This is a genomic window from Pontibacter amylolyticus (genome assembly GCF_014638845.1).
Taxonomy (GTDB): Bacteria; Bacteroidota; Bacteroidia; order Cytophagales; family Hymenobacteraceae; genus Pontibacter; species Pontibacter amylolyticus.
Window position 1 is genome coordinate 790,443 of record NZ_BMFP01000001.1, and the last position, 16,813, is coordinate 807,255.

Annotated in this window: 10 protein-coding genes; 8 read left to right on the forward strand and 2 right to left on the reverse strand. The window is 51.6% G+C overall.

The annotated features are described in order from the left end of the window. Position 1: 1 nt before the first annotated feature. The 8 genes from IEV97_RS03500 (at position 2) to IEV97_RS03535 (ending at position 13,149) form a co-directional block, all read left to right on the forward strand. Positions 2 to 2,374 (forward strand): GumC family protein, encoded by a 2,373-nt coding sequence (locus tag IEV97_RS03500; RefSeq protein ID WP_188500100.1) that lies wholly within the window; start codon positions 2 to 4, stop codon positions 2,372 to 2,374. Positions 2,375 to 2,478: 104 nt separating this feature from the next. After that, the gene (locus IEV97_RS03505) at positions 2,479 to 4,014 is read left to right on the forward strand and encodes a lipopolysaccharide biosynthesis protein (protein ID WP_188500101.1); all 1,536 of its coding nucleotides are present in this window, start codon (positions 2,479 to 2,481) and stop codon (positions 4,012 to 4,014) included. An 86-nt stretch (positions 4,015 to 4,100) separates the two neighbouring features. Continuing rightward, positions 4,101 to 5,291 carry a glycosyltransferase family 4 protein gene (locus IEV97_RS03510; RefSeq protein WP_188500102.1) on the forward strand — a complete coding sequence of 397 codons (1,191 nt, stop codon included), beginning with the start codon at positions 4,101 to 4,103 and terminating at the stop codon, positions 5,289 to 5,291. A 54-nt stretch (positions 5,292 to 5,345) separates the two neighbouring features. After that, positions 5,346 to 6,647, forward strand: a complete 1,302-nt coding sequence (locus IEV97_RS03515; protein ID WP_188500103.1) for an O-antigen ligase family protein — start codon at positions 5,346 to 5,348, stop codon at positions 6,645 to 6,647. Positions 6,648 to 6,749: 102 nt separating this feature from the next. Next, positions 6,750 to 7,646, forward strand: a complete 897-nt coding sequence (locus tag IEV97_RS03520) for a nucleotide-diphospho-sugar transferase (protein WP_229733770.1) — start codon at positions 6,750 to 6,752, stop codon at positions 7,644 to 7,646. A gap of 111 nt (positions 7,647 to 7,757) precedes the next feature. After that, the gene (locus IEV97_RS03525; RefSeq protein ID WP_188500105.1) at positions 7,758 to 8,597 is read left to right on the forward strand and encodes a glycosyltransferase family 2 protein; all 840 of its coding nucleotides are present in this window, start codon (positions 7,758 to 7,760) and stop codon (positions 8,595 to 8,597) included. A 90-nt stretch (positions 8,598 to 8,687) separates the two neighbouring features. Continuing rightward, positions 8,688 to 9,890: a glycosyl hydrolase gene (locus IEV97_RS03530; protein WP_188500106.1), complete on the forward strand. Its 1,203-nt coding sequence runs from the start codon at positions 8,688 to 8,690 to the stop codon at positions 9,888 to 9,890. Positions 9,891 to 10,533: 643 nt separating this feature from the next. Continuing rightward, a complete protein-coding gene (locus IEV97_RS03535) occupies positions 10,534 to 13,149 on the forward strand; it encodes a PA14 domain-containing protein (RefSeq protein ID WP_188500107.1) in 2,616 nt (871 codons plus the stop codon). Positions 13,150 to 13,482: 333 nt separating this feature from the next. Here the strand turns inward: IEV97_RS03535 and IEV97_RS03540 are convergent, their stop codons facing one another. After that, positions 13,483 to 13,959, reverse strand: coding sequence for a hypothetical protein (locus tag IEV97_RS03540; RefSeq protein WP_188500108.1), 477 nt, complete (start codon positions 13,957 to 13,959; stop codon positions 13,483 to 13,485). A 341-nt stretch (positions 13,960 to 14,300) separates the two neighbouring features. Then, positions 14,301 to 16,649 carry a LamG-like jellyroll fold domain-containing protein gene (locus IEV97_RS03545; RefSeq protein ID WP_229733771.1) on the reverse strand — a complete coding sequence of 783 codons (2,349 nt, stop codon included), beginning with the start codon at positions 16,647 to 16,649 and terminating at the stop codon, positions 14,301 to 14,303. Positions 16,650 to 16,813: the final 164 nt, after the last annotated feature.

Consider the following 16,813-nt stretch of genomic DNA (forward strand, 5'->3'; position numbering starts at 1 on the left):
CATGAAACGAAAAAACACAGCGCACGAAATAGACTTAAGAAGCTGGCTGTTCAAGTTCCGGACCAGATGGTATCTGTTCCTGGCTTTTGTGATGATAGCCATGGCAGGGGCTTACGTCTATGTCAAAAGCTCTACCCGTATCTACGCGTTTAAATCCACCCTTTTGTTGGGTGATCAGCATACCGGCTCTAAAAAAGCACAGGAACTCCTCAACCTGCTCGATGTGCAGAACAAGGGCATTAAGGTGGAGGATGAGATCGGCATTCTGACCTCGGCCGATATGATTCGCAGCACCTTAAAGCAGCTCGACTTTTCGGTGTCTTACTACAAAGTACCCGACCACTGGCTGAACACCGGACTGGACCTTATTAAGGAGGAGCAGTACGAAAACGCTCCGTTCATCGTACACCTCGACACCAGCTCGCTCCAGATTGTGGACATTCCGCTGGAGGTGCGCGTGCTCAATGACAAGGAATACGAACTGACGGTGAAAGCCCAGACCCCTCCCCTGTACGATTACACGACGCATACCGTGAAGCAAATCGTGCCGGAGGTGAACATTACCAAAGTGCTGGAGTTCGGCAAGCCGTACAAGGACAAAAACTTCAGCTTTACGATAGAGCGCGCCAATCCTGAGGATAAGATAGACGCCAAAAAGCACTACTTCGTGCTCAACAGCCTGGAAAGCCTGGTGGCCCAGTACGCTGGCAGCCTGCACATCAAGCCGATCGAGCGTGAGGCGCGGGTGCTGGAGCTGAGCACCAAAGGCACCATACCTGAAAAGGAAATGCTCTTCCTGAACACACTGATGAGCACCTACGTGGCCCGTGACCTGGATGAGAAAAACATGAACGGCCAGAAAACGCTCGAGTTTATCGACGAACAGATCGGCAGCCTGACGGATTCGCTCCGCCAGAGCAAGCAGGCGCTATCGTCTTTCCGTTCGGCTAACCGCATTGCCAACATCGATGTGCAGTCCAACATCAGCTACGAGAAACTGGCGCAGCTGGAAATGGAGAAGTCGAAGCTAAGCACCGAGAAGCAGTACTACGTGACGGTGCTCGACCAGATTGAGGACGACGAGAGCTTCACACAGGCGGTATCGCCGGCGGTGGCGGGTGTGCAGAACCCCAACCTGGCCAATCTCTTTACCGAGTTGTCGCGCCTGAACCAACAGCGTGCCTCATACAGTGTGAGCGCCACAGCGGATAACCCGAGAATTAAGGTGATTGACAGTGAGATAAAGAGCACGCGCAATGCCATTATAGCGAACATCAAAAACCTGATCCGCTCTACGGACATCTCTATCGCCAACGCCGACAAGCGCATCAACCAGCTTGAAACAGGTATAGCGAAAGTACCGGAGCACGAGCGCCGTTTGATGGACCTGCAGAACCAGGCCGATTTCGTGAACAAGAAGTACGACTTCCTGCTCGAGAAACGCGCCGAGGCTGCCATTGCACTGGCCACCAACACTACTGATAAAAAGATAGTGGACAAAGCCGCCATGTGGGGTTCCGGCCCGGTGAACGTGAAGCCGAAGATGATCTTCATGCTGGCCTTAATCCTGGGCCTGATCATCCCTGCGGCGCTCATCGTGCTGCTCGACAACGTGGACAACACCATACAGGGCAAAAACGACCTCAACAACGTGACCAACATCCCGTTCCTGGGCGTGATTGCGCATGGCACGAAGGCTGACAAGCTGGCGGTGAAAAACAACCCGCGCTCCGCCATTGCCGAGTCCTTCCGGTCAATCCGCATCAACCTGCAGTACCTGATGTCCGAAACTGACTTTAAAGTAGTAGGCGTAACTTCATCGGTGTCAGGTGAGGGCAAAACCTTTACCTCTGTCAACCTGAGCAGCGAGATGGCCATGGCCGGAAAACGCACCATCCTGATTGAGTCGGATATGCGCAAGCCTACCTTCAGCAAGTACTTCAACACGCACAATGCGGCCGGCTTGTCCTCATACCTGAGCCAGGGGCTGCCGCTGGAGGAAGTGATCCAGAAGACCGATATCGAGAACCTGGACATCATCTCGTGCGGCCCTATACCTGACAATGCGATCAAATTGCTGGAGCACAAGCGCATGGCCGAACTGATCGCCAAGCTGAAGGAGCAGTATGAGTACGTGGTGATCGATACACCGCCAATCGGCTTCGTAGCCGAGTACTTTATCCTGATGAAGCACATGGATGTAAACCTGTATGTGGTAAAGCACAAGTACACCAGCAAAGACATGCTCACCCAGGTGAACGATCTGTACGCAGCCCGCAAGTTGAAGAACATCTATATGGTGATCAACGACCTGAACTACAGCAGCACCTACGAGTACGGATACAAGAAAAAAGGCAGCTACTACTACGTGTAGCGCCTAAGCAATAGATAAATGCACGCTTGAACCAGGAGGTGCTGTAGGAAGCAGATTCCTGCAGCACCTTTTTTTAGGGGAAGCACGATTACCAGAACTTCTACATGAGTAAAAATTTAGCTTCGAAGGCGGTTAGCGGGTTGAAATGGAGCTCGGCGGGCACCATCGCCAATGCCGTGATGCAGATCGGCTATACCTCCGCCATGGCCCGTCTGCTGGCTCCCGAGGCCTTTGGTCTGGTAGCCCTTTCGGCCGTTATCCTGCGCTTCGGGTACTATTTCGCGAATCTGGGCCTTAACCAGGCCATCATCCAGAAAGAAGAGCTTACCTCCGAAAACATCCGGGCGGCCTTCACCTCATCGGCCTTGCTCGGTGCCGTGTTCACGGTGCTGGCTTGGGTGCTGGCGCCTTATGCCACCCTGATCTTCGATATGCCTGAAGTGGTGCCGATTGTGCGCGTCATGTCGCTGGCCTTTGTGGTGGGTGGCGTTTCTGCCACGGCTACCAGCCTGTTGCAGCGCAACATGCGCTTCAAGGAGCTGAGCATTGTGGAGACGGCTTCTTACGTGATCTCTTACCTGGGCGTCGGCATCCTGCTGGCCTGGCTGGATTTTGGGGTGTGGAGCTTGGTGTATGCCTCGCTGGTGCAGCAGGCGCTGGTGGCGATCGGTGCCCATGCCATGGCCCGCCACAACGTGCTGCCGGTTGTGCGTTGGGAAGCGTACAGGGCGCTGCTGGCCTATGGCAGCAAAATGTCCGTGATCAGTTTTTTCGAGTTCATCTATACCGAGCTGGCTACGCTACTGATCGGCCGTGTGTTCGGCGCTTACAAACTGGGTATCTACAACCGCGCTTTTATGCTCGTGAACCTGCCCATGTATAACCTGACGCGCACGGTGTCGCGTGTAGTCTTTCCCTCCTTCAGCAAATTACAAACTGAAACAGAGAAGCTGGCCAGGGTATACCTTTCGAGCACCACCCTGCTGGCGACCCTGATCATACCTGTCTGCCTGGGCATCATGGTGGCCGCTCCGGAGATTGTGCATGTGGTGCTGGGCGACCAGTGGCTGGAGGCTATACCTGTGCTGCAGGTGCTGAGCCTGGCCATTCCGCTGAGCTTTGTCACCATGTTTGCCGGCATCGTGTGCGATGCCAAGGCCGTGCTTAACTGGAAGATCGTGATCACCATCACGCTGATTGTCGTAATCAGTGGCCTGTTTTTCCTGCTCCGTGACTATGGCCTGGTGGGCTTCGGCTTTGCGCTGCTGATCAGCGAGCTGGTCCGCATCGGCATGTACCAGACCCTGATGAAGAAGATATTGTTTCTCTCTTACTTGAAACAGATAAGAGTCTACCTGCCCGGCATCCTGAACGGAGCCGTGGTGGCCATGGTGGTATACCTTGTGAGCACCTTGCTGCGCAACATGGAACTGCCGCATCTGGTGATTCTGATCTCACAGATGATTGTAGGCGGCTTCGTGTTTCTGGCGATGATCCTGCTCTTCCCGCACAGCGCCCTCAAGGAGCAGCTGCACATGATCTTTTCCAAACTGGGAGTGCAGGACAACCCAAGCTCCTATTCTGGCCGGATGCTGATGCGGTACAGAAAGAGCCTGATAAAAGAAACTGAGCAGGTATAAACAGGGTATACACACAACAATGACAACAGTAGTTAGCCAGCCTTGGCTCGTCTAATGCATACTAATTTACTTTAGAAGAAAACCAAATGACTATAGGAGTAGCTGGGCCCGTTGAATTGCGAATACTTGACTGGGACCTGAAAGATACGAACTTACCCCCGACCAATGCGTTCCCCCTCACCTCGCACTTCATCAACGCTTTGCTTAAAAGAGGCTTTAAAGTAATCGCCTATACCAACTCGACAGAGATATCGGAGCCGATGGTGCTGGAGAGCGGCAACCTCAAGGTTTGTATCAGCCGCCAGAAGCCGCAACCGGGCCGCCGTTTTTTTCTGTTTGAGGTAGAGGACCTTCGGAAGATGATGGTAGCCCATCCGGCTGATTTCATCAGTGCTTTCTGGAGCTATGAGTTTGCCTGGGCGGCCCTGAAAACAGGGAAACCCACCGTGGTGAGCCTGCACGATGTGGCATTCCAGATCCTGCGCAAAATACCGGATATGTTCCGTCTGGTGCGCTGGATGATCAACTACATCGTCGTGAGCAAGGCGGATTTCCTGCTGGCCAACTCCGCCTATACCTACAACCAGCTCGACCGCCAGACCAAATCCAAGACCAGGGTCATAGACAATTTTTACCCGAGCACATTGCATCAACGCCTGGCGGCTACCGCCCAGAAAGGAAATTATATCATTACGGTAGCCCAGGGATTCACGCACCGAAAAAATATCGAGACCGGATTGCAGGCTTTTGGCTTGCTGCGCAGGCAGTTTCCGGACCTGGAGTACTACCTGGTGGGGGTCGACTCGGAAGAAGGGGGCCTGGCACAACAGTACGCTCAGAAACAAAACTTAACAGATGGCGTACGGTTTATGGGCCCGATGCCTTATGACGAGGTATTCAGGCTGATCCAGAATGCCCAGGTGCTCCTGCATCCTTCCAGGGAGGAATCGTTTGGCATGGTGCTGCTTGAGGCGATGGTGGCCCGCACGCCGACGGTGGGAGGCAAAAACAGTGGCTACATTCCGCATTTGCTCGACTATGGCAAAGCAGGTCTGCTCTGCGACGTGGAGTCACCTGACTCGATGGCGACCGAAGTAGGCCGCCTTCTGTCAGACAGGGAGTTATACCAGACGCTCGTAGACGAAGGCTATACCTACGCGGAGGAGAACTTCTCCGAGAACGTCATCGTTGACCGGCATTTAAAGTACTACAGCGAGATCTTGGGCAAGCCCCTGCAACCTGCGGTACAGTCCGGTAAGCCAAAGCAGGTTGCCTAAGCGGGTCGCCGCCAGCCACTTCCCGGAAAAATGGCTTTAGAATGAAAGAACCGTATGAAATTTAACTACAGCTTTATATTCATTATCCCGCTTGCCATGATCCTCATCATGGATAACGCGTTTACGGAGTTGGCATTCCCGCACAACCTGGAAGCGCAGGGCAACATGCTGAACCTTTTGCTGAAAGGCATGGCGGCTGTTTCGTTTGGCTATAGCGCCTTTTACTTTAAGCGCATGTCGCCCGTCATGCGGGTAGCCTACGTGCTCACAACGCTGTATGTATTCGCCATGGTGTTCGAGTCCTACTACTTCTATGGTACCCCCATGGTGTACCCACACGTATTCCAGAAGCTGTTTTTGTTTTACTTCATTTTCTTTGTCTATACCTTTTACAAAGGCAATTTCCACCTGAAGTTCTCGCACGTAGTCTGGTTTATACTGGGCGGCTTTTGGGTCAGCGTTATCGTGGTGCACCCTGATAAGCTCAGCCTGGGCGCCTTTACCTCGCATGAGCGAGGGGTGTATGCCTCTTCCGTGTACATGCTGGTGATACCGTTCATGTATTTCCTGAGCAAGTACATTTTCCACGGCAAGCTGATGAGCCTGTTTATGGCTTTCTTTATCCTGGTCTCGATCGTTTTCTTCCAGCACCGGACCGTGTGGATATCGACTGCCATCATACTGATCATATATTACCTGCTGATCAGGTTTAAGTCCGGCCTATCGATCAACTTCGCTGCGAAATTCATGCCCATCGGCATCGTACTGTTAATCGCAGGTATAACCAGCAGTGCTTTCCTGTTCTCGACCAACCCGGAGATTATTACCAAGATACAGGACAGTTTCTCCGACATAGAGAACTTTGACTCGCAGGGCACGGGCGGCTGGCGCTATATCCAGTGGATGTCGTACCTGCCCTTTATCCAGGACAACTGGCTGGTCGGCATGCGCTTCGAAGGTTTTGAGCTGCCTATCCAGTTCTGGCGCGACGATACCAACGAGCCCGTGTTCGATGACGGCCAGGGGCACCACTTCCACAGCTTCTATGTAGACATTCTTTTCTACACCGGCTTTGTCGGACTCGCCATTTACTGCATCATGCCTATTTATGCGATCGTGAAGGGCCTGAGTTCGAAGGCCATGACCGTGAACCAGATTATCCTGATCGCCTTTATCAGCACAGGCTTTGCCTACGGTTTCTCGTATGTGTTGCCCGTGTTTTATTATGCCATACTGGGCTGGACGATCGTTTACATGGAGGAGGACGGCGTGGAGCGAACCAGTTACCTGCGCGATTTCGGTTCCCGCTGGAAAGCGAAAGCAGTCGGTCAGTATAGAAAGCTAACAGCCGCCTGATTACAGTAACTTCTGACGGCATTTTCAGTATACAAAACAGACATATCGTTATACCTTAATATTATGAGTAATTCTATTCCTACTACCCCTTTGCACACACCCGTGCTGTTAATCATATTCAATAGAGCTCATACCACACAACAAGTATTCGACCGTATCCGCCAGGTAAAGCCAGCGCGACTCTATGTAGCCGCCGACGGCCCGCGACCTGGCGTGGAGACAGATATAGCCAAATGCGCCGAGACCCGCCGCATTGTAGAACAAGTGGACTGGGACTGCGAAGTGAAAACGCTTTTCCAGGAGAAAAACCTGAAGTGTGGTGTAGCTCCTGCTACGGCGATCAGCTGGTTCTTTGAGCATGAAGAGTCCGGCATTATCCTGGAAGACGACTGCGTTCCTTCCAAAAGCTTCTTCTGGTTCTGCCAGGAGCTACTCGAGAAGTACAAGCATGATACGCGCATCATGCACATCAGCGGCAACAACTACCTGAATGGCTGGCGCCGGGACAATGACTACTCGTACTACTTCTCGAACAAAGTGAACGCCTGGGGCTGGGCCACCTGGCGCAGGGCCTGGCAGCTCTTCGACTTTAACCTGAAAGCCTACCCGGAATTGAAGGAAAAAGGTTACCTGAAAGGGCTGTTCCTGAACAAGTTTGAAGAAACTTACCGTTTGAGCAAGCTCGAGGAGGCGTTCGCCAGCATTTCGAACGGCGACATCTGGGACTACCAGTGGGAGTTTACGGTATACAGCAACTCAGGACTCTGCATTGTGCCGGAGGTAAACCTCGTGCGCAACATCGGCTTCGGAGAAGACGCCACGCACACGTTCAACACCCACGATAACAAGGCACAGATCAAGGAGAATGAGATCGCCTTCCCGCTGCGCCACCCTCGTTTTGTGGTACGCGACATTGAGTCAGACACGAAGAACTTCAATCACCTGATCAAGGGCAAGGTAAGTTCAAAGCTCAAAAGCATTCTGAGTTTTAATTTGTAAAACAATCCAATAACAACTTTCCTGATTTTCGTACATAGTGCAGTCGACACAGCCCAACTGAAAGGCTGACTACACTATCTGCACCTATTATCAGATTCACATTTGAACTATATGATCAGCATCATCATACCTGTATTTAACAGAAAAGAATATACCCGGGAGTGCCTCCTTTCTTTAGGCAAGCAAACAGACCAGCGTTTTAAGGTGGTTATTGTGGACGATGGCTCCACAGATGGCACGGAAGACATGCTGCGGCAGGAATTTCCGGAAGTGGAAGTACTCAAGGGCAGTGGCAGCCTGTTCTGGACGGCCGGCGTGAACATGGGCATCCGGCACGCCCTGAAGCAAGGCGCTCAGCTTATCATGACCATGAACAACGATGTGGTCACGGATGAGCACCTGATAGAGAAAATGTACTACTGGCATGAGCAAAAGCCCGAGGCCCTTTTGGGAGCGCTCGAACTGGACGCGAATACGCAACAGCCTATCTTTGGAGGCGAGCGCTTGAACTGGCTGCTGAACACCATTGAAGAAGTACTGCCTACCCTGCCGAAAGATGAGCAAAAAGGACTGCATGCTGTCACCCACCTGCCTGGCAGAGGCTTGCTTATACCCCGGGTGGTGATCGAAAAGATAGGGCTCTTCGACCAGGACCGCTTCCCGCATTACATTGCCGACTACGACTATACCCACACGGCCAGAAGAGCAGGATTTGAGCTGTATGTGAACTATGACGCCCGACTGCTCACCTACCCGGAAGAAAGCGGAGAACGCCAGATCAGGAGCGACAAGAACTTTAAGAATTACTACAAGCACCTGTTCGACCTGAAGGGCGGCGGCAACCTGCGGGACTTCACAAGGTTTACCCTGAAGAACTGCCCTGCTCCTTACATCCCGTTTCACCTGGCAAACGGCTATACGCGCAGGCTGTTCGGGTATTTTTTGAAATAACACTCCCTGATGCACCAGGCCGTTGATTTGAAGAAAGGATTTCCATACCTCATAATACTAAGCATTGCTATTCCCCTGGCGGTAGTAGCAATGCTTTTTGCTTATTATTATACCCAGGGGCACCTGCCTGGTGCAAAAAGAAGTGCCAAAGCCACAACAGTCGGCTACGACGACCCGATCGTGATCACAAAGAGGGGCACTTATTCCGGCAACTGGGAATCAAGGGACTCTGAGGTGCCGGCTGTGGAAATCAGGACATCGGAGCCCGTCATCATCGAGAACTCCAACATACGGGGCGCCGGCTACCTGATCAAAAGCTGGGGACATGCGGCCAACATCACTGTCAGAAACACCAGGGGTTACGGCCTTCCCCCCACCCCTTGGATTCTGTATGAGAAGCCCCGGCGCTTTCTGATCGTGAACGATTTCAAACATGTGGTGGTAGAGAACTGCTACCTGGAGAACACGGCCGGCATTTACATCGGAGACGCCTACAAGGGCAATGGCAGTCCGGACAACACCATCAAGATCCGTTACAACGTGGCAAAGAACATCGACGGGCGCATTTATGAGGGTTGGTACCGGTCACAGTTTGTGCAGTTCAATTTCCGGAACCCGATCCAGCATGCTGAGATCGCCTGGAACGAGGTGATCAACGAGCCGAACAAATCGCTGGTGGAGGATAATATCAACCTGTCTAACTCACGCGGTACACCGGCCTCTCCCATCCGCATCCATAACAACTACATCCAGGGAGCCTATCCCTACCCGGCCCACAGCAAGGAGTTCTCAGGCGGCGGCATTATTGCAGACTCCTGGTACGAGGATGGCATGGGCGACCCGAAAAAGGTGGCCACTGCCTATGTGAAGGTATACGACAACCAGACGGTGAACCTGGGCAACTACAACTACGCCATCGCGGGCGGCAATAACATCGAGGTGTTTAACAACCGGGCTGTTACATCTGCCCGCTTTGAGAATGGAGACAAGTTTAAGATGTGGACCCAGGGGCTGTACGGCTACGACTTCTACAAAAAGAATTCCACCTTCAACAATACCTTCCATAGCAACGTGATCGGAATCATGGGACAGGATAGCAGGAACGACAAGCATTATTTTCCGGACGGGACCGTGCGCGAACACAGCAACACCTTCCTGAAAGGCGAGATTACGAAGCAAAACGAGCGGGCCGAGTACCAGATGTGGAAGTCGAAGCTTGCGGATAATAACATCCAGCTTGGTCCCGCTCCGGCTCAACTTAAAAGGCCTGTTGCACCGACAGCTATCCAATAGCGGGTAAATCTGCCAACAGGCGTCTGATGCATTTCAACGAGGGGTCATCCCCGTCATTACTAACGTAAGCAATCCCAATCACCCTCTCTACTAAAGCCCGAAGCATTTTAGAAAGCTGTCAATTCAGCGTTATAACACCTTTAAAAAACTAAAGTACACAAGTCACATTATTAAATATATTATATTTAATATATTTACCAGTTTTGTATACTTTGGTCTCTTTCCCTAAGCTAGTATTCTATATTCATAATCAGTAATTACTAATTTATTTATAATTTGTATTGATATTATATTATTATTAATATTGTATTTTTTAAATTTATGTAACCTTTTTTAATTACTCATTAAGCACACAAACCCCTTTAAAACGAACTAAACACACTATTCACTTATGTTGACAATTTAAATATTTCAAGTACTTATGATTTATTCAAGAATAAATCAAAAAAGACTGGTTTTTCTAAAAAATTCCGACTTATATTTGCAACAACTTATATATGAACATACACGCTTCGGTTCGCCAAGCTTAATATTTTCATAAAAAGCAACAGGCGGCACATCTGCTTCTGCAACAGAAAACGGGAACAAGCCTGGTGCCTTATAAGGAGTACATTTTTTAATTTTTCAACTTTTAGCCAAAAAGATGAATACATTTTCCACTCAGGAGACTAAGTGGACGGGGACAACTCTGTCTGCTCTTATTCTCACACTCGTAGCCTTTCTATTCTCGACAGGTTTCGTTAACGCCCAGACTTACAGCGGGCCATTAGTAATCACAAAAGGAGGTACTTACACAGGCAACTGGGAATCAAGAGATTCTGAGGTAGCTGCTGTTGATGTTCGTACATCCGAACCTGTAACCATCGTTAACTCAAACATCCGTGGTGCCGGTTATCTGATCAAAAGCTGGGGCTATGCCGCCAACATCACCGTCAAAAACACAAAAGGCTACGGCCTCACCCCTACTCCTTTCAGGGATTACAAGAAACCACGTCGTTTCTTAACTGTAAACAACTTCAAGAACGTTATTGTAGAGAACTGCTACCTGGAGGGCACGGCCGGCATTTATGTAGGCACGCGTTATGAAGGTGACGGATCTGCTAACAATACGGTAAAAATACGCTACAACAAGGCCAAGAACATTGACGGACGTGTATACGGCGGTCAGCGCGAGCACTCGCAGTTCGCTCAGTTCAACTACCGTGGCAACCTGCCACACGCCGAAATTGCCTGGAACGAAATCATCAACGAGCCAAACAATTCGCTGGTAGAAGACAACATCAACCTGTCAAACTCACGCGGTACTTCCGCTTCTCCAATCCGAGTTCATAACAACTACATCCAGGGTGCTTACCCGATACCTGCTACAGAAACCAAATTCTCAGGAGGCGGTATCATCGCGGACTCATGGTACCAGGATGGTATGGGTGATCCGGCTGCTGTAGCTACTGCTTACGTGAAGGTATACGACAACCAGACCGTGAACATCGGCAACTACAACTACGCTATTGCAGGCGGTAACAACATCGAGGTATACAACAACCGTGGTGTGAACTCTGGCTTGTTTGACGACGGCACTCGCGTGAACACGCACAACGTAGGCCTCTACGGCTATGACTACTACAAGAAAGGCGCTACTTTCAATGCCGTAATGCGCAATAACGTGACGGGTGTTATGAGCCAGGGCAGCCTGTTCGACAAAAACTACTTCCCGGACGGTCTTGTTAAAAACGAGAACAACCCATATGTTGGTGTTATCATCACAAAGCAGCACGAAAAGAACGAATACGCTGCCTGGTTGAACAAGCTTAGCAGCAACGGCATCATACTGGGTCCAAACGGTTCAGCTCCAGTTACTTCACCTACACAACCAACGCAGGATCCGATAGCTACGGCTCCCGTTGACGAGGCACCAACTTCAGGAACCACTGGTACGGCAACAGGTACTACTGGTACTGGCAAGATCACCCGCGACTTCTGGAGCAACGTACACGGGTCAACCGTAAGCGTGATCCCGGTGAACACCAACCCAACTTCTTCAAGCACACTGACCTCTTTTGAGGCGCCGGGCGGCCAGGGCAACAACTACGGCCAGCGCATCCGCGGCTACGTGACGGCCCCTGCTTCAGGCCAGTACACCTTCTGGATCGCCGCCGACGACGTGGCCGAGCTGTACCTGAGCACGTCAGAGGACCCGACCAAGAAGACGCGCATCGCCCTTTCCAGCACCTGGACCAACCCGCGCGAGTGGACCAAGACGGCAGGACAGCAGTCCGCCAAGATCACCCTGGAGGCCGGCAAGCGCTACTACATCGAGGCGCTGATGCTGCAGGGCGGCGGCGGCGACAACCTGGCCGTGGGCTGGCAGCTGCCGAACGGCGCCATGGAGCGGCCGATCGCCAGCAACAGACTGTCTGAAATGGGAAGCGCTGCACCTGTGGCTACCGCTCCTATTGCAACGATAACACCTGTAGGCAAGATCACCCGTGACTTCTGGAGCAACGTGCACGGTTCAACCGTGAGCGTGATCCCGGTGAACACCAAGCCTGCCTCCACCACTGAGCTGACTTCATTTGAAGCGCCGGGCGGCCAGGGCAACAACTACGGCCAGCGCATCCGCGGCTACGTGACGGCCCCTGCTTCAGGCCAGTACACCTTCTGGATCGCCGCCGACGACGTGGCCGAGCTGTACCTGAGCACGTCAGAGGACCCGACCAAGAAGACGCGCATCGCCCTTTCCAGCACCTGGACCAACCCGCGCGAGTGGACCAAGACGGCAGGACAGCAGTCCGCCAAGATCACCCTGGAGGCCGGCAAGCGCTACTACATCGAGGCGCTGATGCTGCAGGGCGGCGGCGGCGACAACCTGGCCGTGGGCTGGCAGCTGCCGAACGGCGCCATGGAGCGCCCGATCGCTGCAAACAGACTGTCTCCAATCGAGACACTGATTGCTTCCTCTTCTTCAGCACTTACTGCTGAGACAACTGATACAAACATCAGCTTCGAAAAAGTAAGCGCCTACCCTAACCCATTCAACGATGTGGTAACACTCGACCTGGGCAAAGAGGAGATCAAACTGCAGGAAGTTGTAATCCTGGACCAGGCTGGTACAGTGGTATACAAGGAGGAAAACCTGAAGGTAGAGAACAACAAGCTGGTGATGAACCTGGCTGCTACCGGACTAAGAGCAGGTCTGTACTTCCTGAAGTATACTGACAACGCCGGCAAAAGCGCTACGATCAAGCTGATCAAAGAGTAAGCATTTCTTACCAAACGGATCTTCCCTGAGTTGATCAAGGGACAGAAACAATAGAAACCTGGCTTGGCCAAAGCTAGCCGGATAGAAAGAGGGGTGCAGGAAAACCTGCACCCCTCTTTTCTTTATCATCCTGAAGCGAGGATTGGGTACGTTCCCTCAGAGCTCTTTTCTGCGGCCGGCACAGCAGAAGACCGCTATACTGTGCAAATGCCTTACCGGAGTATAACTCATTAAAAAACCTCCCGCCTTCGGAGATACATTGACTGTACCCCTTTCAGCAGGAGGTTTTCCTTTTACATAGCAGCCCTAAAGATCGGGATGCTTCATACGCTACTACTTTTTACGGGTGAATCTCCAGGTATACACGCCTACTTTAGAAGTCGTTTTTTCCGACTCAGCGGCTTCTTCCGGGAAACCGGCCCAGGCCTTTTCTTCTGTCCAGGTCATTTGTGATTCTGAAACAGATGAAACGGTATACTTTCCTCTATCGCTACCGCGCTGCAGCTCAATTACAGTAGAGTCGTTCGGGTCCGGGAAACTGTAGTTCATTACTTCTGGCTGACCTCCGGGCACGGTAACGGTTAATTGTTTGCCGTTAAAGCTAAAGTTCGTCTGATACTGCACTGAGTCTGTGAACATCACCTCATCATCCATGGAGTAGTACACTCGCTTGATCATCGTGTTTGTCCAGTCGCCACGCATCTTTGCATCAATTTCTGAAACTGGTGGCTCTAATTTTTCATCTTTATCCTTGTCGCACGAGGTAAGAAAGAGGGCGAACAGTATTGGAATTATAAATAATTTTTTCATAAAATAATACAATTAAATTTAGTAAAGGAATCTTAAATTTGATGTTAGGGTGTTTGGCTGGCGCAGAGTATTGGATGTTTTTCAAGCATAGTACGAACTACATTTAGTATGGTTTATCAAAAATCTCACATCTACAAAGTTTTACATGCAATCACATGATAATCAATGCATTATTAAAAAAATTTAAAATTTTAGACTGATCGTATACCTGGATCCGAGCAGGTCACCTGCCGCCGCCGGATAGTTATTGCCGGCTTCACCTGTCTGTACTTCATCCTCGCCCGGTATCCGTCATGTAGCATCGTACAGGCATTGTTCTTCAAGTTTTCAGTTCAATTGCACTAACGGGCTACCACGAGTTTACGGTTAAGGGTTTTGTTACTGCCTGCCACTGTCAGGTTATAAATGCCGGGCTTCAGTGATGACTCGACCAGCATGACCAGGTATAGCTCCCCGAGTTCATTCGTACGCACTTGCCGGCTGTGAACCTGTCGGCCAGCGCCATCGGTTATCATAAAGGTGACTTCCTCGTTTTCCTTCAGATTGGCAACCTCTATCGTTATCTCATCACGCACCGCTGCCGGGTTCGGATATACCCTGAATGAGGAGGCGGCAAGCGAGCGATCCTGCACCAGGATGATGTTGGAGTAAGTGGCACTTCCGTCCAGGCGTACCAACCGGAGCCTGTAATAGCCCTGGTCCTTCAGCGGGGTCTCGTCGGTATAGGTATAGTCGATTGTGGCGGTTGTGGTACCAGAGGCTTTTACCTGACCGATGGACGTAAAATTCTCGCCATCCTGAGATCGCTCTATGTCAAAGAAGTCCATCTCAAGCTCGTAAAGGGTGCGCCAGTCCAGCACTACTTTTTTCTGGTTGAAGCTCTCGCCATCCACGTAGCGTCCCTCAAATGTCAGAATCTGGGTCAGACTGTTGTATACATCCATGAAGCGCTCCCTGATCTCGTCAGGCGAAAGTGCTCTGCCAAAAAGCTTCACTTCATCAAGGTCGCCATCGTAGTGGTAACTGTTGAGCAGGCTCGCATTAAAGTAGCCGATGGTAACAGGCGAACGGCTGCTGAAACCGAAATCATGGCCAAAACTGCCTGAGGCAACCTGCTCACCGTCTACGTACAGTCTCGTAGCGCCAGAGCTTCCGTCCCGAACCACGACCAACTGGTGCCAGGCGCCGTCATTCAATTTAGGCCCGCCGCCAACGAAACTGCCTTTAAACTCAATATCAGGCAAATAAAAACCCGCTCTTCGGTCTTTGTCGAGACCCAGCCACCACTGCGACGGTGAGTCGGTGGCATGGCGCCCAAGCAGCACCTGGTTCTGGGCCTCGCTCGTCCCCTCCTTGGTTTCGGTGCGCAGCCATAGCTCGATGGTGAACGTCTCGTTGGCTTTCCAGTCGAAGTTCGGACTGCCGATAACATCAAGCCCAGTATCGCGTCCGTTAAATCGCTGCGCCCCGCCTTCCACGCCTTTCACCGAGGCAGGACGGCTCCTTTCCCCGGCCACCGCATCGATGGGCGTGTACACGTCCCGGTAGTTAGGGCCGGATGTTTCGTTCAGCATCCAGTGGTGGAGCATGCCGATCTTTTCTTCCGTAGCAGGCCTTACCTCTATCTGAAAGCGTTGCGGTGTGCTTTCCCCCTGGCTGTTACTGGCTCTCACCTCTACCGAAAAATTTCCGGCAGCTTGTGGCACCCATGAGATAAGACCTGTGCTCGCGTTGATTGTCATACCATTGGGGCCTGAGATCAGGAGATAACTCGGGGCAGGCTTACCGGCCGCATTCACATCATACCGGTACTGCTGATTGACAGTACCGAAGGTGATCGGCTGTGACACGACTTCAGGCCTTACCGCCTCGGGACCGCAGTAACTGCCCGCTCCCTGGTTGTAGCGGTTGCGCATCTCCTGCTCCGAAAGGTTTCGGTTGTAAACCAGGAACTCATCCAGTATACCGTTAAAGTAATATTTAGAATCGATGTCGATATACCCGAACGTAACGGGGCTGGAAGACTCCATGCTGCCACGGTATACCTTTGTTTCTATCCTTCTGTCATCTACCCGAAAGCCGTCTACGTACAGCTTCGTAATCTGGGGGCCACCTTCGCGCACCACCGCAATGTGGTGCCATTTGCCGTCGAACAGGTTAACCGCTTTGAGGTAATCCGTCAGGGTATGGGGCTCTCCGTAGTTATCCTGCATATCGAACACGGCATACCCTTCGGGGTTAATACCCAGCCACCACGCACTCAAGCCGTCACCTGATTTGCGGCCGATGATCACCTGGTTAGACGATTTGCGGTTTACCTGCACCCATACCTCCATTGAGAAGCTGCTGTTGGGTCCCCACTGAAAGTTGTTGATCTGGCTGAACTGCAGCCCGGCGCCAGAACCGTTGAATCGCTGTCCGCCGGCGAATCGGCCAACGGCAGGCTCGGGACAAGCCGTACAGGTGGCGATGGTGTTCGTTACATAATCGGTGTAGTTGCTGGCGATCTTCTCGTCAAACCCGAAGTGGTGCACCAAGCCAGAAGGGCAGGCAGTTTGAGCCAGCGCCATACCCGAAAATACAAAGCCCAAGAACACGATAAATATAGTCGTGAAGGCCAGTTTGCGCTTAAAGCCCCATGTGTATGAAAAAAGGTATTGCTGAATATACCTGAAGGAAGATGCTATCATATAAGCTCACTATGTATCTGTATCACGGCACCTGTTCGATGCACGCTACGTTATATCGGGTTGCTTTTAGGTAAATTGTCAGAGTCGAACAGATGCTGTGCCAGGCACAACGCTGGTTCGCAACACTGCATGTCCTGTACGGAGAGTATAGATTTACTGTTGTA

Coding starts and splice junctions, on each gene's coding strand:
- IEV97_RS03500 (WP_188500100.1), top strand. CDS start 2: ATGAAACGAAAAAACACAGCGCACGAAATAGACTTAAGAAGCTGGCTG.
- IEV97_RS03505 (WP_188500101.1), top strand. CDS start 2,479: ATGAGTAAAAATTTAGCTTCGAAGGCGGTTAGCGGGTTGAAATGGAGC.
- IEV97_RS03510 (WP_188500102.1), top strand. CDS start 4,101: ATGACTATAGGAGTAGCTGGGCCCGTTGAATTGCGAATACTTGACTGG.
- IEV97_RS03515 (WP_188500103.1), top strand. CDS start 5,346: ATGAAATTTAACTACAGCTTTATATTCATTATCCCGCTTGCCATGATC.
- IEV97_RS03525 (WP_188500105.1), top strand. CDS start 7,758: ATGATCAGCATCATCATACCTGTATTTAACAGAAAAGAATATACCCGG.
- IEV97_RS03530 (WP_188500106.1), top strand. CDS start 8,688: ATGCTTTTTGCTTATTATTATACCCAGGGGCACCTGCCTGGTGCAAAA.
- IEV97_RS03535 (WP_188500107.1), top strand. CDS start 10,534: ATGAATACATTTTCCACTCAGGAGACTAAGTGGACGGGGACAACTCTG.
- IEV97_RS03540 (WP_188500108.1), bottom strand. CDS start 13,959: ATGAAAAAATTATTTATAATTCCAATACTGTTCGCCCTCTTTCTTACC.
- IEV97_RS03545 (WP_229733771.1), bottom strand. CDS start 16,649: ATGATAGCATCTTCCTTCAGGTATATTCAGCAATACCTTTTTTCATAC.